The sequence below is a fragment of the Actinoplanes sp. NPDC049265 genome (assembly GCF_043197135.1).
Lineage (GTDB): Bacteria > Actinomycetota > Actinomycetes > Mycobacteriales > Micromonosporaceae > Actinoplanes.
On the sequence record NZ_JBICSP010000008.1, the window covers coordinates 299240 to 321823 of the forward strand.

A 22584-nucleotide genomic window follows, 5' to 3' on the forward strand; every position below is an offset into this window, starting at 1 on the left:
CCGCCTCGGTCTCGACCGCGGCGTTGGCCTCGGTTTCGGCTTCTGGCTCCGTCTCAGCTCCGGCCTCGGTCTCCGGCTCGGTCTCGGTCTCGACCGCGGCTTCGGTCTCGGCTTCCGCCTCGGATTCGATAGCGGTGTCGGGCTCGGCGGTGTCGGTGTCGGTGTCGGCCGTCGCACCGAGGGCCGCGGCCGCCTGGGCCGGCGCTATCGGCTTGGCCGGCACGCCTTCGGTCGTCTGGGTGTCGGCGATCTGGGCCCGGCTCGCGTCGACCGTGCGCGTCGGCTCGGTTGCGCGCGTCGGCTCGGGTGTACGGGGCGGCTCGGTTGTGCGGGTCGGCTCCGGTCGCACCCGGGCACTGCCGCGGGCCGAGTCCGGCCGGGCCGGCGGCCGCCCACCCGGCACCTGGGCGGTGCCACGAGCGCGGTCGTGCGGGCGTTCCGGTGCGTCCTCGGTCGCGGTCCGGTCGCCGGATCGCTGGTCAGACATCTCGGGGGCCTCCGCGGCGTCGGGGGACTCCAGGCCATGGATCGACGTCGCCGGCGCCGGCGGCCACCCTGGTGGTGGCACGCGCGGCGACTCGGGCGTCTCGTCCTTCGGCATCTAGGTCCCCGGCGGGCATCTGGTCTCGCGACATCTGTGGTCCCTGAGCCGAGAATGCCCCGGACAAGGTCCACTTTTCCGGTGTTCGGGTGATCGGCACGATCAGCTGGCGCTCCGGGCGCGGGCTCGCGCGGCGCGACGTCCCTTCAGGTACGCGCGCGGGCCGGCCAGCATCCCGCGGCGGTTGGCCTTGAGCAGTTCGCGCGGGAAGTCCTCGCGCAGCGTCGACACCCGCAGGCTGTCCGAGCCGGTCAGGTCGCGCAGGGCGGTCGGCGCCAGCTTGATCAGCGGCCACAGCAGTCCCGGCCGGCTCAGGATCAGGCTGGTGTACGCGGCGGTCAGCCCCGCCCCGTACCCCACCATCTGCTTCTCCAGACCGGCCAGGTCGCGCCGGTGGTAGTGGTGGGTGACGGCCGACGGCTGGTAGACGATCGTGCCTCCGCCGACCAGTACCTGGGTGAAGGCCAGGGTGTCCTCGGAGCCCATGGCCGGGGTGCCCGCACCGAGCGCCACGTCGAAGCCGCCGATCCGCTCGATCACGCCGGGCCGGAAGGTCATGTTGGCGCCGGTGCCGAACGGTGGCAGCGGGTAGAGCGGGCTCTGCTTGTGCGCGGTCGCCGGGCTGAACACGTCGGGCCGGAAGCCGCGGCCCTTGCTGTGCCCACCGAACTGCTCGAACCACAGCTGGGCCTGGGTCTCCAGCTCGGCCGGGACGATGACGCCGGAGACGACGTCGGCGTCGGGGTGGTCGGCCAGCGCCCGGGCCACCTCGGCCAGCCAGTTGACGTCGGCCCGCTCGTCGTCGTCGATCCAGGCCAGGATCTCGCCCGGCGCCGCCTTGACGGCCGTGTTCCGGGCGAAGGACAGGCCGGGCGTCGGCTCGCAGAGGTAGTCGACGTGGCCCTTCGCGGCGGCCGACGAGACGACGTTCTTGGTGGCGTCGCTGGTCGGGGCGTTGTCGACGACCAGCACCCGGAAGGCGGGATAGTTCATCGCGAGCAGGCTGTCGAGGCAGTTCTCGAGCTCGGCCGGGTGCTCGCGGGTGCAGACCACGACGGTGATGTGCGGCGCGGTGGCCAGCACTTCGCGGCGGCGGGCCAGGAAGGCCGGCTCGGTGTCGGTGGTGATCCCGTCGATCGGCAGCGTGTCCAGGCCGAGCGCGGCCAGCTTGGGCTGCACGGTGACGCCGAGCTCATGGTCGATGAGCCGGCCGACGTCGGCCGGGCGCAGGCCCTTGAGCGGCACGTCGACCAGGACGGTGCCGATCGGCTCGGAGAAGAGCCGGACCAGCATCCAGGCCTTGAGGACGCGGCGGCCGTCGGCGGCGATGCCGGCGATGGTGGGCAGCGGGTCGGACAGGTCGATGTCGTGGACGGCGGCGGGACGGGTGCCGCCGGCCGGCTCGACGTCCGGGCCGAGGAGCATGTCGTGGGTACGGTCGGCCGGCGCCCACGCGGCGCCGTTGATGTCGGTGGTCATCGGCTGGCCTCCAGCTCCGGGCGGCGGGCGGTGCGGGTGCGCTTGGTCGAGAGGGTCTCCACGGCACCGCCGAAGCCGGCCGCGGCGACGCCGGCGAGCACGCTGCCGGCCTTGAGGGCGTGGTCGACGCCACGGCCGCGGGAGGCGGCGGCGATGTTGCGTACCACCGCTCGGGGAAGTGAGCGCAGGTAGTCGCGCTCCGCCCCGAGGCTGTCGCCCTTGGTGTTGAGCCCGGCCATCTGGACCTTGCCGCGGCCCTCGGCGTAGCAGCGCTTGACGAAGAACGAGAACGTGGACCGGATCGCGGGCACCTCGTGGCGGATGATCGCGTCGGGTACGTACATCCAGTGGCCGCCGGTGGCCTGACTCATCCGGATGCAGAGCTCGGTGTCCTCGGGGCGGTTCTGCCCACCGAGCTTGCCGAAGCCGGTCCGGAAGCCGCCGACCTGCGTGAACGCCTCGCGCCGGACGACCATACCGGCCGACCACACGTTGCGGATGGGTGACACCTCGGAGGGCATGCCGGCGTACGAGCCACCGACGGCCCAGAGGAACTCCTCGGGCATCCAGCGCGGCTCCGGTCCCTCCCACGCCGGGCTGATCCCGCCGCCGGTCCCGATCACCTTCGGGTCGGCGAACGGAGCGACGAGGCTGCCCAGCCAGTCCGGCTCGGCGGTGATGTCGTCGTCCATGAACGCGATCAGCGCGGTGTGGGTGTGGAAGGCGCCGGTGTTGCGGTTGCCCGACACGCCCTGGGCGTACAGGTTCTCGAGCACTGTCACGCCTGGCAGGTCACGGCGGGCGCGGCGGTACAGGGCCGGGTTGTGGTCGACCACGACCACGATCTCGGCCGGGGTGTAGATCTGCGAGCGGGCGCAGGCGACGGTACGGACCAGCGATGCCCAGCGCTGTTCGGTGTGCGTGGGGATCACGATGCTGATCGCGGGACGGAAGTTCTCCACGTCGGGGGGACTCCTTGCGAGGCGGTGGAACTGGGGAGCGGGTGGTGGGGCTTCAGTCGCCGGCGCGGGCTTCGAGACGCTTCTTGATGTCGTCGGTACGCCCGGCGCCGACCTCGCGGAACGGGCCGCGGTTGACGTGCGCGCCGGCCGAGCGGGGATCGGCGGCGTGCGCGGTGGCGGCGGGGGTGTTCCGGTTGACCCGTTCGAGCCGGTTGCCGGTGGGCTGGGCGGGCACCTGGGCGGTCACGGCGACGCCGGCGCGGCGGTTGCGCCGCATGCGCCCGTATTCGCTGAAGATCGTGCGGAGCACGCGGGCGCCGTCACGGAAGGTGTTGAGGTTGGTCACGCCGTGGATGCGGGCGTGCTCGACGCTGCCGACCTCGCCGACCTTGAGCTTGTCGACCGCGGCTCGGATGTTGATCATCGTCTCGATCTCGAAGCCGTCGCCCCAGTGCTTGCTGCCGTCGGCGTTGCGGGGGAGACGCGTGTCGGGCAGGTCGAGCGACGGGACCACGCGGCGCCAGAACGCGTTGTAGCCGTAGCAGAGGTCGGTGAACTTCGTACCGAACAGTACGTTGACCACTACGTTCAGCCCGTCGTTGCCGAGCTTGCGCAGCTTGGTGATGTCGTGGCTGTGCCCGCCGTGGCTGAACCGTGAGCCCTTGACGAAGTCGTCGCCGTTCACCAGCTTCTCGACGAACAGCGGGATCTCCTTCGGGTCGGTCGACCCGTCGGCGTCGATCATCACGATGATGTCGCTCGTGCAGGCGGCGAATCCGCAGGCCAGAGCGTTGCCCTTGCCGGTGCGGGTCTGCTGGACGACAACCACGTCGGGGCGCAGCTCGCGGGCCACCTCGACGGTCCGGTCGACCGATCCGCCGTCGACCAGGACGACCTCGTCGATCCCGTCCGGCAGGTCGGCGAACACGTGCGGGAGATTCCGTTCCTCGTTGAGAGTCGGGATCACGACGCTTACGGTCGGTAACGCCTTTCCGTTACCCGGCGTGTTGCCGGATGGCGTGGAGAGCTGCATGTCGGTCCCTTTCAGGGGGCGGCAAGGCGACCCATTCCGGTGGGTTCGGAGCCCCGAACCCGAGTCGCTCGCTTCTGCTGACGACCCTAGCAACACGCTACGTAGCGTCAACTGACCAAAGGGACAGGGTGGCGATGTCCGTGCGTTGAACTGCCGCCAACCGTATGAGCTGCGGTAATTCACTCGGACACCAAGATTGACTTGAAGTCCCGCCCGTTACACTTGGTAACGGGCATTGGTGATCAAGGTCCGCGTAACCGGCCAGCCGGTACCGGATGATCGCAGTACCGCCGATCAAGCATCGGAATGGGGCATTGTTGGTATGTCGGAATACCAGCTGTGAGCCATCCCACTCGACAGTGCGGTTACAAAACGTGAGGTCAGGGTGCAGCCCGGTTATATCGGACGGGGGACGCGGCCGGCCAGGCATCGATGGTTGAATATCACTCACGATTTCTGGACGGCTTAGACTCGTTGAGTGAGTCAGGCACTACCGTGGGTGAGGCGATGACGGCCAACAGTGCTGTGTGTGTTTGTGGCCACCCGCGCGACGCTCATGAACATCTCCGGAAGGGCACCGACTGCACCTTCTGTGGCGCCGAGAAGTGCGGACGATTCCGGCTCAAGCGCTGGTGGCGCCGCTCCGTCTGAGCTCGCCGACCGGGGTGAAACCGCCCCGCCGTATTCGCCAAACCCTATAAAGCCGGTAGGCTAACTCTCAGTTCGCGGCCGCCGGGCCGCCTGTGAGGAGGACCCTATGGCGCTCCCGGACTTCCTGATCGCCGGTGTGCCCAAGGCCGGGACCACGGCCCTGCACGCCGCGCTCGCCCCGCACCCGGAGCTGCTGCTGTCGCGGGTCAAGGAGCCGAAGTTCTTCCTCAGCAACGGGCGCCCACCGGCCACCGGCGGGCCCGGCGACGTGCAGACCTACCAGGAACACGTGTGGCGGCGGGCCGACTACGAGGCCCTGTTCGCCGCGGCGCCGCCGGGGGTCAAGAAGGGTGAGGCGACGCCCTTCTACCTCGGGGACCTGGCCTCGCACGATCGGATCGCCGGGTTGCTCCCCGACGTACGCGTCATCCTGCTGCTCCGCGACCCGGTCGACCGCGCCCACTCGAACTGGACCCACCTCTGGATCGCGGGTCTGGAGTCCGAGGCCGACTTCCTCGCCGCCTGTGACGCCGAGGCCGACCGGATCGCCGCCGGCTGGGCCGACTTCTGGCACTACAAGCGTCTCGGCCTGTACGGCGAGCAGGTCCAGCACCTGTTCGAGCGGGTCGACCGCGAGCGGGTGCTGCTGCTGCGCTACCGCGACCTGAAGGACCGGCCGGTCGAGACACTCGACCGGGTGTGCGCGTTCCTGGGAGTGGCGACCGGGCGGCTGCCGGTCATCCCCAGGGAGAACGTCAACCGGCACGTGGTCGAGGACAACGCGGTCAACCGGGTGCTGCGGGCGTTGCTGCGGGCCGGCGGCACCTACGGCCACCACTTCCCGGTGCCGCTGCGGCTGGCCGCCCGCGGTCCGCTGCTCACCCTGCTGCACCGCAAGAACGGCACCCGGCCCGGCACCACCCCGGCGATCCGCGAGGCGCTGCTGCCATACTTCAAAGCCGACATCGCCCTGCTGGAGAAGATCACCGGCGAGAGCTACGACGACTGGCTCGAGGTGGAGCGACACGCCACCAAGGCTTAATCCCCACCAGTCATGTAGAGAATGCGGGTACCCTTCGCAGCGATCATCGTCGCGAGTTCAAGGGAGACCGCCGTGACCACCGGGATATCCACGCTGCCCCTGCCCCGCTGGGACGAATCCGTCGTGGTGGTCGAACCGCCCGGCAGCGAGCCCGGAGCCTGGTCCGGGGCGCCCAGCTCGATCGTCGCCGACGGGCACGTCTATCTGGCCTACCGGCTCCGGCTGCCGATCGGCGCCGGGCGAGGCATCGCCAACGTGGTCGCCCGGTCGGCCGACGGGGTGAAATTCACCGTGCTGGCCGAGATCAGCAAGGACACCTTCGGCGCCGAGTCGCTGGAACGACCGGCCATCGTGCGTACGCCCGAGGGCCGCTGGCGCCTCTACGTCAGTGCGGCCACCCCCGGCACCAAACACTGGAAGGTCGACCTGATCGAGGCCGGCACCCCGGAGGGCCTGGCCACGGCCACCCCGCGGACAGTGCTGGCCGGCGACGAGGCGCGCGGCGTCAAGGACCCGGTACTGCACCACGACGAGCACGGCTGGCACCTGTGGGCCTCGGTGCACCCGCTCGAGTCCTGGGACGACGCCGACCGGATGACCACCGAATACTTCACCAGCCCCGACGGCCTGCTCTGGACGTGGCGGCGGACCGCGCTGACCGGCCGGGCCGGCGAGTGGGACGCGCGCGGCGTACGCGTCTCGTCCGTGGTCGTCGACGGCGACCAGCTCCAGGCCGCGTACGACGGCCGGGCCACCGCTGGGGAGAACTGGGAGGAGCGCACGGGCACGGCCGGCGGCACCCGCCTCGCCGACGGCAGCTTCGGCCCGCTCACCGCCGCCGACGGCCCGCCGCTGGGCAGCCCGCACGCGCCCAACGGTCTCCGTTACCTGAGCCTGGTCACCATGCCGGACGGCGGCACCCGCCTCTACTACGAGGCCACCCGGGCCGACGGTGCCCACGATCTGCGCAGCGAGCAGGCCTGAGAGCGGCGTCACGCTGCCCGGGGGCGGCTGTCCACCGGCTGCGGAGTTCGCCTAGCTTCGATCACGAACGCCCGGTGCCGGCGTACTACTCGGCACCGTCGACGGCGGAGCGCGTCCCACAAGGACCGCTCCGCCGTTTCCCTTTCGAGTGATCGCGCCGTTTGTCGCACCGGCCCCTCGGGTACGCAGATCTTCGTCAACAGGGGACGGGAGTGGTGGATGCGCGTGGTGGGCGAGCGGTACGAGCTCGTACGGCGCATCGGCATCGGCGGGATGTCCGAGGTGTGGCACGGTCACGACCAGGTCCTCGACCGTCCCGTCGCGGTGAAGATCATGTCCGCGCAGGCGGCCGGCACGCTCGGTGACGTCTCCGGCGTCGACCTGGTCCGCACCGAGGCCCGCTCGGCGGCCCGGCTGGCCCATCCCAACGTCGCCGGGGTGCACGACTTCGGCACCTCGCGCGCCGGTGACGAGGACGTCCCGTACATCGTCATGGAACTGGTCGAGGGCCAGACGCTCAGCGACCATCTCGCCCGGGGCCCGCTCGACTGGCGCATCGCGGTCCGCGTCGGCGCCGAGGTCGCGGCCGCCCTGGCCGCCGCCCACGCCGAACACGTGGTGCACCGCGACATCAAGCCGGCCAACATCATGCTGACTCCGGCTGGGGCCAAGGTCCTCGACTTCGGCATCGCCGCCGCGGTGGGCTCACCCGACCCGGACCCCGACGGCCCGGTGATGGGTACGCCCGCCTACGTCGCCCCCGAACGCTTCGACGGCCTGCCCGCGACCCCCGCGACCGACATGTTCTCCTTGGGTACGCTGCTCTACCACTGCCTGTCCGGCCGCCTGCCGTGGACCGCGGGCACCAACACCGAGCTGGTGCACGCCCAGCGCTTCAACCACCCCGACCAGCTTCCCGCCATCGAGGACCTGCCGGCCGAGGTGCTCGACCTCGTCTCCCGCTGCCTCGACAAGGACCCCCGCGAACGCCCGACCGCCCTGGTGGCGGCCCTGCTGCTGGCCGAGGCGGTGGACGCCCGCGTCTACGTGCCGATCATGGACATCGACTCGGCCATGTCCCGCCCGACGCCGACCTTCGACCAGCGCGCGGCCGAGGCCCCTACGGCCGCGGCGATGCCGACCGAGCCCCGCTTCGGCCGCCACCGCGCCGACAGCTGATCAGTACTCGTTCTTGATCACGAAGTAGGAACCGCGGATGGTGCCGGCCAGCTTCGACCTCTGCCGGGCGAACTTGAACGACGCCAGCTCGTCGGGAACGTCCATGCCGTCGGAGAGCTTGAAGCCGACCGCCCGTTTGCCGCCGTCGTCGACCGTGTACATCACGTTGATGGACAGGCCGCTCCGGTAGAAGACGTACGCCATCCGGATGTTCTCGACCTGGAAGGTGGTCGCCTCCAGGGCGGGCGACGAGATGACGATGCCCCGCTCCGCATCGAGGATGTGGTGCACCCAGTCGACGGCCTCCGGGGCGTCGCCGGCCGGCTCGACGGCGAAGACGTGAGCGTACTTGTTCCGGAAGTAACGAGCCTCGTTCGCCCGGAGGCCGGCGAGCGCGGGAGCGACCGGCGACGACTCCAGGCCGGCGGTCGACACGGTGTCGAAGTCCACTGCGTAAGGCATGGTCAGGACGCTACTCGGACACCTGGGCGGTCGGGCGGACCTCGGGCACGTTGACGATCAGGTCGTAGGCGTCGACCACCGGCACGGGTTGGTAGCGGTCGATGATCCGGATCTTGTCCGGGGCGCCGGTGACCCCACCGTCTCGCGCCGTCCGCAGATCCACGGCGCACAGCCCGGCGGGCAGAGCTGCTTCGACGCTGCCCTCCTCGGGGGTCGTCAGGCCGGCGCCCACGATGGCCACGCCACCCGGTGCGGCCGGGTCCGCGCGGTGGGTCACCGTCCGCCCGGCGGTGCAGGTCACGCCAATGGCCAGGTACTCCGGGCCCAGCCGGGTGGCCAGGTGGTGGCCGGCCGCGGAGAGCGGGAACGCGGGGGTGGTCACCGGGGTGCGCTGGATGTGGTTGTTGTGGGCGGCCACGATGATCTTCGTGTCGGGGCCGAAGCGTTCGAGCAGCCAGAACACCGTCTCGGCCATGCCCCGGTCGCGGGCGGCGACCTTCGGGTGGGTGGCCACCCCGGCCGGTGTCGCGTAACTGCGCATGGCCTGGTCGAGCAGCAGGGCAAGGCGCAACTCATGCCGGGCGACGGCGTACGCCCCGGTGCCCGCGGCGGCCCGGTACTCCGGTTCCAGGGCGTCGAACCGGGCCGCCAGCTCGGCGAAGGTCACCGTGATCAGGTCCCGTTCGGCCGGGTCGAGACCGGCGTACGCCGCGTAGGCCGGCATCGAGTGCTCGCCCGCGTACTTCCCGATCAGCGTGGCCAGCCGGTCCAGGGCCGGTTCGGCGTCCGGGTCGACGTCGCGCAGATAGCGGCGTACCCCCTCGATCGCGGGCAACGCCGACGCGGTCGACCCCGGGACGTCCAGTCCGGAGAACCGTACCGGCGGCTCGGCCGTCCGCATCCAGGACAGGTGGTCGCGCATCTCCTGGCACCGGCCCATGGTGTACGTGATGCCGTGGTCGGCGACCGCCCGCAGTTCCTCGGCCGGCCGGTCCCCGCGCACCCACGCGTCGACGGCGAGGCCTTCGCTGAAGCCGCTCTCCATCGCGTACACCGTGAACCCGAGCCGTTCGGTCAGTAACCGGTGCAGCCGGTGGCGTAGCAGGTAGAACTCGCGCACCAGGTGGGCGTTCTCCCCGATGGCGATCACCCGCGCGGCCGCGAGCCTCTCGGCCAGCGGCTCGAGGTCGTCCAGCGGTGCCCCGGGATCGACCGTGGCCAGCGGAAACGTATGCGTAGTAAGGAATTCGGCGAAGTCCACCGCGTGAGCATACTGGCGGACCGCACCCACGCGCCCTATAGTGAACGCTGTTCATTGAACGCCGTTCACTAAATCGGGAGTTCGTCATGACCGTGACGCGCAGCAGTCCCTCCAGCGTCTTCAACCCGACCGACCAGATCAGCCAGTCGGTGTCCGTCGCCGGTCGGCGGCTGATCCACCTGGCCGGGCAGGTCGCCTGGGACGCGCAGGGAAACCTGGTCGGCGGCGACGACTACGCCGCGCAGTCGGCGCAGGTCGCCCGCAACATCGAGGCGGTGCTGGCCGCCGCCGGAGCCACCCGCGACGACATCGTCGACGAGACCGTGTTCGTCGTCGGCTACACACCGGAGCTGCTGCATGCCGTCTTCGACCCGCTGCGCGCCGGCATGACGGCGGCGCCCGCCAGCACCCTGGTCGCCGTGTCGGCGCTGTTCGCGCCGGGCTTCCTGATCGAGGTGCGCGTGGTCGCGGCCGTCGAGGAGGTGTGATCCGGTGGACACCGATGTAGTGATCAGCGGCGCCGGGCCGACCGGGCTGTTCCTGGCCTGCGAGCTGGCCCTGGCCGGGACGGCGGTGCGAGTGCTGGAACGCCGCGGCCGCCGGCACGAGCAGTCGCGGGCCTTGACCCTGCACCCGCGCAGCATCGAGATCATGGACCTGCGCGGCCTCGCCGACCGCTTCCTGTCCCGCGGTCGTACCGTTCCCGGCTGGCATTTCGCGGGCCTCGACCGGCCGCTCGACTTCTCCCGGCTGGACACGCGTCACGGCTACACGCTGTTCCTCGAGCAGGTGCACACCGAGCGGATCCTGGAGGAGCGGGCGCGCGAGCTGGGGGTCGAGGTCGCGTACCAGCACGAGGTCACCGGGCTGACGCAGGACGACGCCGGGGTCGACGTCCGCGTCCGGACGCCCGATGGCGAGTCGACGGTGCGGGCGGCGTTCGTGGTCGGCTGCGACGGCGGCGACAGCCGGGTCCGGTCGAGCGCGGGGATCGGGTTCCCCGGCTCGGAGGCCACGATGACCGCGATGCTGGGCGACTTCGCGGTCGTCGACCAGGATGCCCTGGCCGCCGCGGCCGGGACGCGAGTGCTGGTCGTCCCGCTCGAGGGTGGCCTGACCCGGTTCGTCGTGACCGACCCGGACCGCATGCGTGTCCCGAGGTCCGAGCCGGTCACCGTGGACGAGTTCCGGGAGTCGCTGACCCGGATGACCGGCTCCTCGTTCGGTGTCGACGAGCCGCGGTGGCTGTCCCGCTTCGGGAACGCGACGCGGCTGGCCGACCGGTATCGGGCCGGTCGGGTCTTCGTGGCCGGGGACGCGGCGCACATCCATTTCCCGGCGGCCGGGCAGGGACTGAACACCGGCCTGCAGGACGCCATGAACCTGGGCTGGAAACTGGCCGCTGAGATCAACGGGTGGGCGGCACCGGGCCTGCTCGACAGCTACCACACCGAACGGCACGCGGCCGGGCGTGCGGTCACCGGCAACACCCAGGCTCAGACCCTGTTGTTGCAGCTGACCCTGGTCGAGGAATATCAGCAGCCGGTCGCCGCGCTGCGCGAGCTGCTGGACGACCTGCTGGCGATCCCCGCGGCGAACGCGCGGCTGGCCGGTCTCGTGTCGGCACTCGACACGTCCTACGCGACGCCGGGCGAGGATCCGTTCGTCGGCGCGCGCCTGGCCGGGCCACCGGCCGATTTCGCGCTGCTCCACGGGGGACGGTTCGGCTTCCTCGAGCTGGTCGGCGGCGGGGCGGCCAAGGCTGTGTCGGCGGGCTGGGGGCACCGGGTCGAGGCCGCCACCGCCGCACCCCATCCCGGCCTCGACGACCTGGCCGAGGTGCTGGTCCGGCCGGACGGGCACATCGCCTGGGTGCGCCGGCAGAGCGAAGTGCCGTCGGACGCGGATCGGGAAGCGGCGCTACGGAGGTGGGCCGGGCCACCGTCTCTATAGTGACGGCATGGTGCCCTCGACAACGTCGCGGCCGGTTCCCGTCGGCGGGCGGCCGCGCGGTCGGCAACCCCGGCTGGAGCGCGGCCGGTCGGTCGAGGTGGCGCTCGAGCTGCTGGACAACGTCGGGTTGGAGGCGCTGACCATGCGCAGGCTCGCCGACGCCCTCGACGTGCAGGCCGGTGCGTTGTACCGCTACTTCGCGACGAAGGAGGAACTGCTGACGGCGATGGCGGAACTGATGCTGGCGGGGTGCGGTGACCTCCCGGCCGACGTCGGTCCGGCCGATCGCCCGGCCGCGCTGGCTCGCCGACTGCGGGCGGCGTTGCTCGCCCACCGCGACGGCGCCCGGGTCTACGCCGGGACCCACTCCATCGGTCCGCACACTCTGGGCTTCGCCGACGCCATGGTCGGGGCGCTGGGCGACTTCGGGCACGGCCCGGACGACGCGGCCCGGGCGGCGTACGCGCTGATCCACTTCACGGTTGGGCACACGCTGGAGGAGCAAGCGATTCTCGACGCCGCGGCGTATGACGTCATCGATGAGGACGCCGTCGATGATGTAGCCGCGGCGCCGGCGGGGGTCGAGCGGCTGCGGCAGGCGCTGGAACCACAGAGGTACCCGCACCTGGCCGCCGCCGCGTCCGCGTTGACCACCGCCGACTACGGTTCCCACTTCGACTACGGACTGGCGGTTTTCGTCCGCGGCCTGAGACCGGCCCCCTGAGACCGGCCCCCTGAGACCGGCCCCCTGAGACCGGCCCCCTGAGACCGGCCCCCTGAGACCGGCCCCCGGATCAGCCGCTACGCGGGACCACGATGATCGGGCTGCGGGCGCCCCGGAGCAACCTGGTCGAGACGCCGCCGAGCAGCACCCGGCGGGCCGGCCCGTAGCCGCGGGAACCGCAGCAGAGCACGTCCACCTCGTCCAGTTCGGTGAGCGCGTCGACCACATTCCCGGTCAGCAGCCGCCAGTCGACCTCGACCCCGGACACCGTCGCCGCCGCCCGACGCAACGACTCCTCGTACGTCTCCCGGGCAGTCTCCAGGAACGCGTGCTCCGCATCCGCCCCGACCAGGAAGGGCAGCGTGGAGTCCTGGTCGGCGACCACCGTGTACAACCGCAGCGAGGCGCCGATCCGGCGGGCGATCTCGGCGCCCTCCTCGAGCGCGGCGCGCCCGTCCGGCGTGTCCACGTACGCCACGCCGACCCGCCCGTGGTCCCCGGGCGAGGCGGTCATCTCCTGCGGCGCCACCGCGATCGGCCACTGGCTGCCGGCCAGCAGGCGTTCCGCCGTCGACCCGGCGAACAGCCGGTTCTTCGCGCCGCTGAGCTTCGAGCCGACCACGATGATCGACGCGTCCACCTCCTCGGCCAGGTCGTGCAACCCGTGCGCGGCCGACGTCGACGCCACCGCCCGATACTCAGCCTCGCCGGGCGCGTCCTTGAGGGATTCCCGGGCGCCGTTGAGCACAGCCTCGGCGGCCCGGTGCCGGTCGGCGACCCACTCGGCGTCGACCCGGCCCGAGCCGAGCGCCGCGGGAGCCGCGTGCACCACCGCCACGATCAGCGGCCCGCCCAGGCTGTCGGCGAGCCAGCGGCCCAGGCGCAGGGCGTCGGTGCCGCACGCCTGGCCGTCGACACCGGTGACGACCGGTCCGGTCATCGGGGCTCACCCCCGTCCGGCGGCGGCGCGGCGGCGTCGCCGGCCATGGCCTGCTTGCGGACCTTGGAGTTGCGGTAGCCGTACGCGAAGTAGATGACGATGCCGATGACCAGCCAGACCACGAACCGGATCCAGGTGTCGACCGGCAGGTCGGTCATCAGGTAGATGGCGAACAGCACACCGATGATCGGCAGGACGGGCGACCACGGCACCCGGTACGGGCGCGGCATGTCCGGCCGGGTCCGCCGCAGGATGATCACACCGATGTTGACCAGCACGAACGCGAACAGCGTGCCGATGTTGACCAGTTTGACGATCTCGCTCAACGGCACCAGGGCGGCCAGGATCGCGATCAGCACGCCGAGACCGATGGTCAGCCGGGCCGGGGTGCCGTACCGCTGGTTGACCTTCGCGAGGCGCTGGGGGAGCAGGCCGTCGCGGCACATGGCGAAGAAGATGCGGGTCTGGCCGTACATGATGACCAGCACCACGCTGGTGATCGCCACGACCGCGCCGAGGGCCAGAATGCCCGCCGCCCAGCTGATGCCCGCGCCCTTGTCGAGCGCGGCGGCCAGCGGCGCGTCGCTCGACGACATCTGCGCGGGGCTGGCGATGCCCAGCGCACCGACCGCGGTCAGCACGTAGAAGATCGTGCAGATGACCAGCGAGCCGATGATGGCCAGGGGCAGGTCCCGGGACGGATTGCGAGCCTCTTCGGAGCCGGTGGAGACCGCGTCGAAGCCGATGTACGCGAAGAAGATGATCGCCGCCGCCGATGTCACCCCGTCGACGCCGGTCGGGGTGAACGGCTGGAAGTTGCCGGTGCCGAAGTTGACGAACGCCACCACGATGAAGAACAGCAGCACGGTCAGCTTGACCACGACCATGATCAGGTTGACCCGGGCGCTCTCGGTGACCCCGCGGACCAGCAGGAACGTGATGGCCAGGACGATGAAGACGGCCGGCAGGTTGAAGATGCCGCCGTCCTCGGGCGATTTGGCTATCGCGTCCGGCAGCGCCACGCCGAAGGCGGAGTCGAGGAACGCGTTCAGGTTGCCGCCCCAGCCGACGGCGATCGCGGCGACCGAGACGCCGTACTCCAGGATCAGGTCCCACCCGATGATCCAGGCGACGATCTCGCCCAGGGTGGCGTAGGTGTAGGTGTAGGCGCTGCCGGCGACCGGGATGGACGAGGCCAGTTCGGCGTACGACAACGCGGAGAACGCGCAGGCCACGGCGGCCAGCACGAACGAGAGGATGACGGCCGGGCCGGCCACGTTGGCGCCCTCGCCGATGACCACGAAGATGCCGGTGCCGATGATGGCGCCGACCCCCATCGCGGTGAGCTGGGTCGCGCCCACCGCCTTCTTCAGGCCGCTCCCTTCCTGGGTCGTCTCGGTGATCAGCGAACGTACGTCGCGGATCGCGAAGATCCCCGGTTTATGCCCTGATGTTGTGGCCATACGGCACACCTCCGCCCTGGATGAATACCGATGTTCACAGTTCCGTCACCGGTGGTCGGCCGCAAGTTGGACGGCAAGTGGATCAGCAGAGTCCGGCAATCTTGGTGATTTGACTTGTGCAATCCGGCCGACAGTGGGTGACGAACAGCGCACGCTTTGTGCGCTGGGATCACGGAAAGGTGCGCCAACCTGCGAGGTGTGAGCAGGGCGTTGTACGGTTGGTCGGAGAGCACGCGACAAGGGAGAGGGCGCAGCATGGGCGAGGCCGTCATGACGACCCGGCGCCAGGCCGATGGCGCCATCGTGGTCGACGTGCGCGGCACGCTGGACGCGGCCACGGTCGACGCCCTGCGCGAGGCACTGCTCTCCACCCTGCACGCGCAACGTCCGGTGACCATGATCGTCGACCTGACGTTCGTGACGTTCATGGACTCGATGGGCGTGGGCGCGCTCGTCACCGGTTACAACGTGGCCCGCGAGACCGGCACCCGGTTCGTGCTGCGCAACCCGAGCGAGTTCGTGCACCGCCAGCTCCGGGTCACCGGCTTGGCCGAGATGTTCGGGCTCCCCGCGTCGCACGATTCGCCCCAGCACTACACGCCCTGACCGCCCTCAGATCTTGTGCCCTTCCATGAACCGACCGTTAAGGTTCGTTCATGGAGACGGCGGTGGGGGCGTTCTGCCGCGGTGACGAGCTCTGCTTCCAGCTGCACGATCAAGATCAACGGCTGTCGGGGGTACGGCTGGGAAGCGGCGTTTTCCCGCGCGGCAGCGACCTGTCCTTCACCTACCGGCCCGACGACCATCGCTGGGAGCTGCGGCTGCCCCGGCCCGGCGTCTGGCGCATCGAGTACAAGCTGGAACTGAGCCACCCGGACGGGCGTACCGAATGGGTCCTGGACCCGGAAAACCCACAGCGGGCCGGCGGTGGCTTCGGTGACTCGTCCGAACTGCGGTGCGACGACTATCGCGAACCCGGCTGGCTGCACCTGCCGCAGGCACACGGCGGCTGGCGCGACGTCTACCTGCCGCTGCCGGCCGTGCACGGCGAGATGGTGGCCCGGGTCTGGTCGCCGGACGAGCCCACCGGCCGGGTCGTCGTCGCCCACGACGGGCCCGACTACCACCGCTACGCCGAACTCGGCCGTTACGCCGCCGGGATGATCGGAGCCGGCCGGGTGCCGCCGTTCCACCTGGCGCTGCTGCCGCCGGGCGAGCGCTTCGAATGGTATTCGGCCAGTCCCGCGTACGCCCGCGCCCTGGCCCGTGACGCCCTGCCCAAGCTCGCCGCCGAACTCGGCGCCGACCGGCCCGTCGTCGGCGTCGGCGCCAGCCTCGGCGGCCTGGCCATGCTGCACGCCCAGCGCCGCCACCCGGCCGCCTTCGCCGCGCTGTTCCTGCAGTCCGCCAGCCTGTTCCAGCCCCGCTTCGACCGGCAGGAACGCGACTTCGGCCGCTACCTGCGGATCGTCCGGTTCACCGGCCGGGTCCGCCGCCGCTCCGACGGCCCCGCCGTGCCGATCACGCTCACCTGTGGTGCAGTCGAGGAGAACCTGGCCAACAACAAGGACATGGCCGCCGTGCTCGACGGCCACGGCTACGACGTCGCGTTCGCGGAGGTGCCGGACGCGCACACCTGGGTCGGCTGGCGTGACGCCTTCGACCCGCACCTCACCGCGCTGTTGCGGAAAGTGTTCTAGATCCTCGCTTGGAGGCGACCCGTGGCCGACGTCGAACACACCATCGGACTGTTGCTGGGGACCGAGGACGACTGGCCGCGGGCCTACGAGGCCCTGCTACGCCGGGTCGGTGCGATCAAGGACGACAACGGGCGCACCCACGACGTACGCAGCGAACGTGTCACCATCGAACCCTTCAACCTGCGCGACCAGCCCAAGCACAGCCTGGTCATCGATCGGCTCGCCTACTGGTACTACCACCCCCGCGAGTGGCTCAAGAAGATTTCCATGATGAACGACGTGTACCTGCTGAACAGCCCGTTCACGTTCCAGTCGATGGAGAAGCACACGGCGTACTGCGCGATGATCCGGCTCGGGCTCAAGGTGCCCGAGACCGTGCTGGTGCCGTACAAGAACCCGCTGGACAACTCGCGGTACGCGTACACGTCGGCCCGCTACAACGAGCCGTTCGACCTGGACGAGACCGCGGCCCAGGTCGGCTACCCGATGTTCATGAAGCCGTACGACGGCGGCGCCTGGGTCGGCGTCTCCAAGATCCGCAATGCCGACGAGCTGCACACCGCCTACGACGCCTCGGGCGAGCGCCTCATGCACCTGCAGGCGTCGGTCGAGGGCTACGACGTGTTCGCCCGGTCGCTGACCATCGGACCCGAGACCATGGTCATGAAGTTCCGGCCCGAACTGCCCATGTACGACCGGTACGCGGTTTCGCACGACTTCCTGACGCCCGAGACCGGCGACGAGGTCATCACCATCTCGCGGCTGATCAACGCGTTCTTCCGGTGGGAGTTCAACAGCTGCGAGTCGCTGATCAAGGGCACCGAGGTGTACCCGATCGACTACGCCAACGCCTGCCCCGACGTCGCGGTCACCTCACTGCACTACTACTTCCCGTGGGCGATGGCGGCGCTGCTGCGCTGGACGGTGTTCTGCGTCGTCACGGGACGCAAGCCGCGGCTGGACATGAACACCGCCGACTACTTCGCCATCGGCGACCGCGACGACCTGTCGTACGCCGAGAAGCTGGCCGGTTACCGCCGCCTCGCCGACGAGTACTTCGAGATCGAGAAGTACCAGGACTTCTGCGCCCGCCACCTGTCGCACGTCGACGAGATGGTCCACGACTGGGTCAGCTCGCCCGAGTTCCGCACCCTCCTCGACCAGACCGTCCGCAGCACCTACCCCGAGCACGAGCAGCAACGGTTCCTGGCTCATTTCGGTGGCCTGATGGACGCCTGGCTCCGCGACAACGCCTGACCAACCCCCAACCTTCAGTGGTAGCCCCCGGCGGTGCCTCGGCCCCGCATACCGCTCGGGCCCACCGCTCGGCGTCTCGGTGGTAGCCCCGGCGGTGTTTCGGACGTGCTCGGCGCTCGGGCCCACCACAGGCTGGTGATCTTGGTGGTGGCCCCGGGCGGTGTTTCGGGCGTGCTGGGCTACCACTGGTTGGTGGTCCCGGGCGGGGTTGGCGCTCTTGGCTACCACTGGGTGGCGGGTTTGGTGGTAGGGCTGGGCGGTGGTTGGGGCGTGGCTGGCGCCCTGGGCTACGACTGGGTTGTCGTACGGGCGGCTTAGGGTTGGGCGGTGCGGATCAGGATCGAGGGCAGTGATCTGCCGGGGCGGCGCAGCGGGGCCACGGCCGATGAGTTGCGGCTGGCCAACGTGCATGTCGGGGTGCAGCGCAAAGACCGCCCGGAGTCGCTGGTGCCCGCGTCGGCGGAGTCGGCGACGTGGGAGCTGGAGGTCGACAGCCGGACCGTCGGCGAGGGCCTCGTGGATGTCGGCGGGCCCTGGGTGCACGGGCGGCCGGGGGCCCGGTTCCTGTATCTGACCTGGGGCGCGCTGACAGGCGACCGGTTCGACATGTTCCGGCGGGCCAAGCTGCTCTTCGGTGACATCCCGGGCGACGCGCTGCTGGCGGGGCACGCGGGGACGGCCACGCTGGTGGGGCGGCTCGGCCTGACCGACCAGGACGGCGGGCCGATCTGTGCCCGGGTCCGGCCGCCGGTGATCACCTGGACCGCCGAGTGACGGTCACCCGGGTCCTGCACGGCGTCATCGCCGGGGACGGCGCCTTCGCGCTCTGGGCCGAGATCGACGCGACCACCGCCCACGGCCCTTCCGGCGACGAGGTCGCGCACGGAGAGGTGGTCGTGTCTCGGGCGCGGCGGCGTGGGGAGGCGGCTTGGCATCCCTTCGCGGCGGGGAGTGACGGGCTCCCGGAAGGGGATGCGCGGGGGCCGATGACGTTGCTGTTGCCGTCTACCTCGAGCGGGCCGCTGGCGTCGCCGCAGCTTGGGCTGGCGGCTCGGCGCGGGAAGCCGCGCTGGCAGGCGTGGCGGGTGGCGGCGGTGACGGTGCCGTTCGTGACCGGCGATGTCGCGCGGGACGATGATCGGGCGGCGCCCTCGCTCGACTATCTGGTCGAGGTGTGTGCGTTTGCCGCCGATCTGGTGGGGCGGGGGCGGGTGCTGCCGGGCGTCTGGCCCGATGGGGTACGGCCACGAGCTCATTGGCGGCCGGTGCTGACCGGGCCCGACGCCACCCGGCACGCGGAACTGCTTCGGCGCATGCCCGCCGCCTGCCGTGCGGAGCGTCTGCGGCCGGGCGGCACCGACGCTCACCCGGCGGCCGAGCTGCTGCACGCCGCGCTCAACCGCCTGGTCGACGGGCTGGTCCGCACCCGCCTGGCCGAAGTCGGCGTAGTCCTCACCGGTGACCCGTGGCTGGTCGCCCTCACCGACGACACCCTGCCCCGGCCCACCCGGCGGGTCGAGCTCGTCGCTGGTGGCGTTCCGGAGAACGGTGCGGGCGATGCGCTGGCGGGAGACCAGGGCGGCGGGCTGTCGGGAGACCAGGGCGGCGGGCTGTCGGGAAGCCAGGGTGGCGCCCTGGAGCGAAACCAAGGCGGCGCCCTGGAGCGAAACCAAGGCGGCGCCCTGGAGCGAAACCAAGGCGGCGCCCTGGAGCGAAACCAAGGCGGCGCCCTGGAGCGAAACGAAACAGTTTCGTACACCAGGGGTGGGCAGGACGACGAGGCGGGCGGCGGGGAGCGGGAGGCCGGGGAATTCGAGGCGGCGCCGGAAGTGGTGCACGCGCTGACCGAGATGCTTGACGCCTGGCACGCCGATGCGGTCAGCGGGGCGGCTGTCCGGGTCGTGTTCCGGCTGAGCCACCTGCACGAGATGGAGCCGGATCGGCCCGATGCCACCGGAGAGCCAACCAGCGTCGCCCAGGAAGATGACGCGTGGCTGGTTGAGTTTCTGGTGCAGCCGCTCGACGAACCCAGCGTGCTGGTCACCGCCGCGGACGTGTGGCGTGACGAGATCGCGCCGCTGCGGCGGTGGACGCATCATCCGCAGGAGCGGCTGCTGGCCGGGCTCGGGCGGGCCGCGCGGCTGGTGCCCGAGCTGGGGGACGCGCTGCGGGTGGCCCGGCCGGTCGACCTGGTGCTGGACACCGAGGGGGCACACCGGTTCCTGAGCAACGCGCCGGTGCTCGAGCAGGCCGGCTACGGGGTGATGGTGCCGGCCTGGTGGCGGGACCGGCCCAGTCTGGGGCTGGCGCTCGAGGTGCGTACGCCGGAACCGATCGCCCCGGTGCTGCGCGACCGGACCACGAACCTGGCGTCGCTGGTGAACTACAACTGGGGGCTGGCCCTGGGCGGGCGGGTGCTGACCGAGGACGAGCTGTCCGACCTGGCCAGAGTCAAGGTTCCGCTGGTCCGGCTGCGGGGACGCTGGGTGCACCTCGACCCGGAGCGGCTCACCGCCGGCCTGGCCTTCCTCCAGCGCGGCGGCGGCTCGATGACCGCCGGCGACGCGCTGCGCATGATCCGGATCCTGCCGCCGGAGGAGCTGCCGCTGCCGGTGACCGCGGTGTCCGGCGCAGGGTGGGCCGCGGGGCTGCTGTCGGGGGACCTGGACGAGCGGCTGGAACTGCTCGACCAGCCACCGGACCTCAACGGCGTGCTCCGGGCGTACCAGCGACGGGGTTTTTCCTGGCTGGCCTTCATGGACGGCCTGGGGCTGGGCGCCTGCCTGGCCGACGACATGGGGCTGGGCAAGACCGTACAGCTGTTGACCCTGCTCCTGCACGCGCGTCGGGGGCCGACGCTGCTGATCTGCCCGCTCTCGGTGCTGGGCAACTGGCAGCGGGAGGCGGCCCGGTTCGCGCCGTCGCTGCGGGTGAGCGTGTGGCACGGCGGGGAGCGGCCGGAAAGCGAAGACTGCGATGTGCTGCTGACCACGTACCAGACTGCGATGAGGGACCACCGGGCTCTCGCCGAACAGGGCTGGGACCGGATCGTGCTGGACGAGGCGCAGCACATCAAGAACAGCGCGAGCGCGGTGGCCAAGGCCGTCCGGCGGATACCGGCGCGGTCGCGGATCGCGCTGACCGGTACGCCCGTGGAGAACCGGCTGGCCGAACTGTGGTCCATTCTGGACTTCCTCAACCCGGGGGTGCTGGCCGGCGCGCCGACGTTCCGGGCGCGGTTCGCGGTGCCGATCGAGCGGTACGAGGACGAGGACGCCGCCCACCGGCTGCGGCTGGCCACCCGGCCGTTCCTGCTCCGGCGGGAGAAGTCCGACGCGACGGTCATCGACGACCTGCCGGACAAGCGGCACGTGCGGCACCTGTGCGGGCTGACCGCCGAGCAGGCCACGCTCTACCAGGCCGTGCTCGACGACATGCTGGAGCGGATCGGCGAGGCCTCGGACCGGCGCAAGGGCTACGTGCTGGCCACGATGACCAAGCTCAAGCAGGTCTGCAACCATCCGGCCCAGCTGCTCGGCGACGGCTCGCCGCTGCCCGGGCGATCGGGCAAGCTGGAGCGCCTGGAGGAGATCCTCGACGCGGTGCTGGCCCAGGGGGAGCGGGCGCTGTGCTTCACCCAGTTCACCCGGTTCGGGGCGATGCTGGTGCCGCATCTGGCCGCGCGGTTCGGCATACCCGTGCGGTATCTCCATGGCGGCACCTCGCGCGCCGAACGCGACCGCCTCGTGCGTGAGTTCCAGGCCGACGACCGGCCCGGCGTGTTCGTGCTGTCGCTCAAGGCCGGTGGCACCGGGCTCAACCTGACCGCGGCCAACCACGTCGTGCACGTGGACCGGTGGTGGAACCCGGCGACCGAGGCGCAGGCCACCGACCGGGCGTTCCGGATCGGGCAGGACCGCGACGTGCGGGTACACACCCTGACCTGCCTGGGCACGCTGGAGGAACGCATCGACGGCCTGATCGCCGAGAAGGGCACGCTGGCCGAGCGGGTGGTCGGCAACGGCGAGAGCTGGCTGACCACCCTGTCCACCGGTGAGCTGCGCGACCTGCTCGCCCTGTCGCCGGAGGCCGTCGGTGAGTGACCTGCAGCCGTTCCTCAGCACGTTCGAGTCCCTGCGGATGACCTCGACCTTCTCGCGGGGCCGGCGGGACGCCCGCAACGGGCACGTCCGCGGCATCACCGTGTCCAGCAGCCTCGTCGTCGCCCAGGTGCGCGGGCCGGAGGACCGGGCGGCGTTCCGGGCCCGCATCGCGGTCCGGGCGTTCGGCGCGGCCGAGTGGGCCCGGGTCGAGGACGCGCTGGCCGCCGAGGCCCGCTTCGTGGCCGACCTGCTCGACGGCCGCATGCCGGCCGGCATCGACCGGATCTTCGCCCGCGCGGGCCTCACCCTGCTGCCGTTGTCCCTGGACGACGTGGCGATGGACTGCACCTGCGAACGCTGGCCGATGCCGTGCATCCACCTCGCCGCCACCCTGTACGAGCTGGCCCGCTCGTTCGAGACCGACCCGTTCGGCGTCTTCACCTGGCGTGGCCGCACCCGCGAGGAGCTGCTCGACCGCCTCCGCCGCCTGCGCGGAGCCGTGGCCGTGACCGCCCGGGCCGAGCCGCCGCCCCCGCCTCAGCCGTCCGGCGACCTGGGTGACTTCGAGGAATTCTGGGGTACGGGTACGCCGGCCGCCGCGCCGCCGCCGGCCCGTACCCGCCCCGACACTCTCCTCGACCAGCTCGACCCGCCCCCGCTCGGCGACGACCTGGTCGAGCGGCTCCGTCCCGCCTACCTGGCCCTGCCCGTGGAGGACTGATGTCCTGGACGTTCCGCCCCGCCGCCCCGGCCGACATCGGCTGCCGGGTTGGCGACGCCCCTTCAGGAT

19 protein-coding genes and 1 pseudogene are annotated in these 22584 nt (G+C 71.2%); 12 read left to right on the forward strand and 8 right to left on the reverse strand.

Annotated features, from left to right (window positions below):
• From ACGFIO_RS21545 to ACGFIO_RS21560, 4 genes and pseudogenes are all read right to left on the reverse strand, one after another.
• Positions 1-487: pseudogene (locus tag ACGFIO_RS21545) on the reverse strand (hypothetical protein); the annotation flags it as partial.
• Positions 488-703: 216 nt separating this feature from the next.
• Entirely contained in the window at positions 704-2080 is a 1377-nt protein-coding gene (locus ACGFIO_RS21550) for a glycosyltransferase (RefSeq protein WP_392828061.1), read from the reverse strand.
• Positions 2077-3042, reverse strand: coding sequence for a glycosyltransferase family 2 protein (locus tag ACGFIO_RS21555; protein ID WP_392828062.1), 966 nt, complete (start codon positions 3040-3042; stop codon positions 2077-2079). Before ACGFIO_RS21555 ends, ACGFIO_RS21550 begins: the two co-directional genes overlap by 4 nt.
• Before the next feature lie 52 nt (positions 3043-3094).
• Positions 3095-4009 carry a glycosyltransferase family 2 protein gene (locus ACGFIO_RS21560; protein WP_392828063.1) on the reverse strand — a complete coding sequence of 305 codons (915 nt, stop codon included), beginning with the start codon at positions 4007-4009 and terminating at the stop codon, positions 3095-3097.
• Positions 4010-4832: 823 nt separating this feature from the next.
• On the opposite strand from ACGFIO_RS21560, the gene ACGFIO_RS21565 reads away from it, so the two are divergent.
• The 3 genes from ACGFIO_RS21565 to ACGFIO_RS21575 all read left to right on the forward strand — a co-directional run bounded on the left by ACGFIO_RS21565 (position 4833) and on the right by ACGFIO_RS21575 (position 7931).
• Positions 4833-5768: a sulfotransferase family protein gene (locus ACGFIO_RS21565; protein ID WP_392828064.1), complete on the forward strand. Its 936-nt coding sequence runs from the start codon at positions 4833-4835 to the stop codon at positions 5766-5768.
• A 72-nt stretch (positions 5769-5840) separates the two neighbouring features.
• On the forward strand, positions 5841-6752 hold the full coding sequence (locus tag ACGFIO_RS21570) for a hypothetical protein (RefSeq protein ID WP_392828065.1): 912 nt from the start codon (positions 5841-5843) through the stop codon (positions 6750-6752).
• 219 nt (positions 6753-6971) lie between these two features.
• The gene (locus tag ACGFIO_RS21575) at positions 6972-7931 is read left to right on the forward strand and encodes a serine/threonine-protein kinase (protein WP_392828066.1); all 960 of its coding nucleotides are present in this window, start codon (positions 6972-6974) and stop codon (positions 7929-7931) included.
• On the opposite strand, the gene ACGFIO_RS21580 is transcribed toward ACGFIO_RS21575, so the two are convergent.
• Both ACGFIO_RS21580 and ACGFIO_RS21585 read right to left on the reverse strand, forming a co-directional pair.
• Complete coding sequence (locus ACGFIO_RS21580; protein WP_392828067.1) at positions 7932-8393, reverse strand: phage tail protein; 462 nt, start codon at positions 8391-8393, stop codon at positions 7932-7934.
• A gap of 10 nt (positions 8394-8403) precedes the next feature.
• Positions 8404-9654, reverse strand: a complete 1251-nt coding sequence (locus tag ACGFIO_RS21585; protein ID WP_392828068.1) for an erythromycin esterase family protein — start codon at positions 9652-9654, stop codon at positions 8404-8406.
• A gap of 86 nt (positions 9655-9740) precedes the next feature.
• Here ACGFIO_RS21585 and ACGFIO_RS21590 point away from each other — a divergent pair, with 86 nt between their 5' ends.
• From ACGFIO_RS21590 to ACGFIO_RS21600, 3 genes are read left to right on the forward strand one after another with little or no spacing between them, the layout of a single operon-like run.
• On the forward strand, positions 9741-10142 hold the full coding sequence (locus ACGFIO_RS21590) for a RidA family protein (RefSeq protein WP_392828069.1): 402 nt from the start codon (positions 9741-9743) through the stop codon (positions 10140-10142).
• 4 nt (positions 10143-10146) lie between these two features.
• A complete protein-coding gene (locus ACGFIO_RS21595; protein ID WP_392828070.1) occupies positions 10147-11607 on the forward strand; it encodes an FAD-dependent monooxygenase in 1461 nt (486 codons plus the stop codon).
• Between the two features lie 7 nt (positions 11608-11614).
• Complete coding sequence (locus tag ACGFIO_RS21600) at positions 11615-12331, forward strand: TetR/AcrR family transcriptional regulator C-terminal domain-containing protein (protein ID WP_392828071.1); 717 nt, start codon at positions 11615-11617, stop codon at positions 12329-12331.
• A gap of 70 nt (positions 12332-12401) precedes the next feature.
• Here ACGFIO_RS21600 and ACGFIO_RS21605 read toward each other — a convergent pair whose 3' ends face one another.
• Together ACGFIO_RS21605 and ACGFIO_RS21610 are read right to left on the reverse strand one after the other, a co-directional pair.
• Positions 12402-13271 carry a universal stress protein gene (locus tag ACGFIO_RS21605; protein ID WP_392828072.1) on the reverse strand — a complete coding sequence of 290 codons (870 nt, stop codon included), beginning with the start codon at positions 13269-13271 and terminating at the stop codon, positions 12402-12404.
• Entirely contained in the window at positions 13268-14734 is a 1467-nt protein-coding gene (locus ACGFIO_RS21610) for an amino acid permease (protein ID WP_392828073.1), read from the reverse strand. The genes ACGFIO_RS21605 and ACGFIO_RS21610 overlap by 4 nt, the downstream gene beginning before the upstream one ends.
• Before the next feature lie 255 nt (positions 14735-14989).
• Here ACGFIO_RS21610 and ACGFIO_RS21615 point away from each other — a divergent pair, with 255 nt between their 5' ends.
• From ACGFIO_RS21615 to ACGFIO_RS21640, 6 genes are all read left to right on the forward strand, one after another.
• Positions 14990-15340, forward strand: coding sequence for an STAS domain-containing protein (locus tag ACGFIO_RS21615; protein WP_392828074.1), 351 nt, complete (start codon positions 14990-14992; stop codon positions 15338-15340).
• 50 nt (positions 15341-15390) lie between these two features.
• Positions 15391-16434, forward strand: coding sequence for an alpha/beta hydrolase (locus ACGFIO_RS21620; RefSeq protein ID WP_392828075.1), 1044 nt, complete (start codon positions 15391-15393; stop codon positions 16432-16434).
• Positions 16435-16455: 21 nt separating this feature from the next.
• A complete protein-coding gene (locus ACGFIO_RS21625; protein WP_392828076.1) occupies positions 16456-17691 on the forward strand; it encodes a RimK family alpha-L-glutamate ligase in 1236 nt (411 codons plus the stop codon).
• A gap of 327 nt (positions 17692-18018) precedes the next feature.
• A complete protein-coding gene (locus tag ACGFIO_RS21630) occupies positions 18019-18465 on the forward strand; it encodes a DUF5990 family protein (protein ID WP_392828077.1) in 447 nt (148 codons plus the stop codon).
• Positions 18462-21794 carry a DEAD/DEAH box helicase gene (locus tag ACGFIO_RS21635; protein ID WP_392828078.1) on the forward strand — a complete coding sequence of 1111 codons (3333 nt, stop codon included), beginning with the start codon at positions 18462-18464 and terminating at the stop codon, positions 21792-21794. Before ACGFIO_RS21630 ends, ACGFIO_RS21635 begins: the two co-directional genes overlap by 4 nt.
• Positions 21787-22515 (forward strand): hypothetical protein, encoded by a 729-nt coding sequence (locus tag ACGFIO_RS21640; protein WP_392828079.1) that lies wholly within the window; start codon positions 21787-21789, stop codon positions 22513-22515. Before ACGFIO_RS21635 ends, ACGFIO_RS21640 begins: the two co-directional genes overlap by 8 nt.
• Positions 22516-22584: the final 69 nt, after the last annotated feature.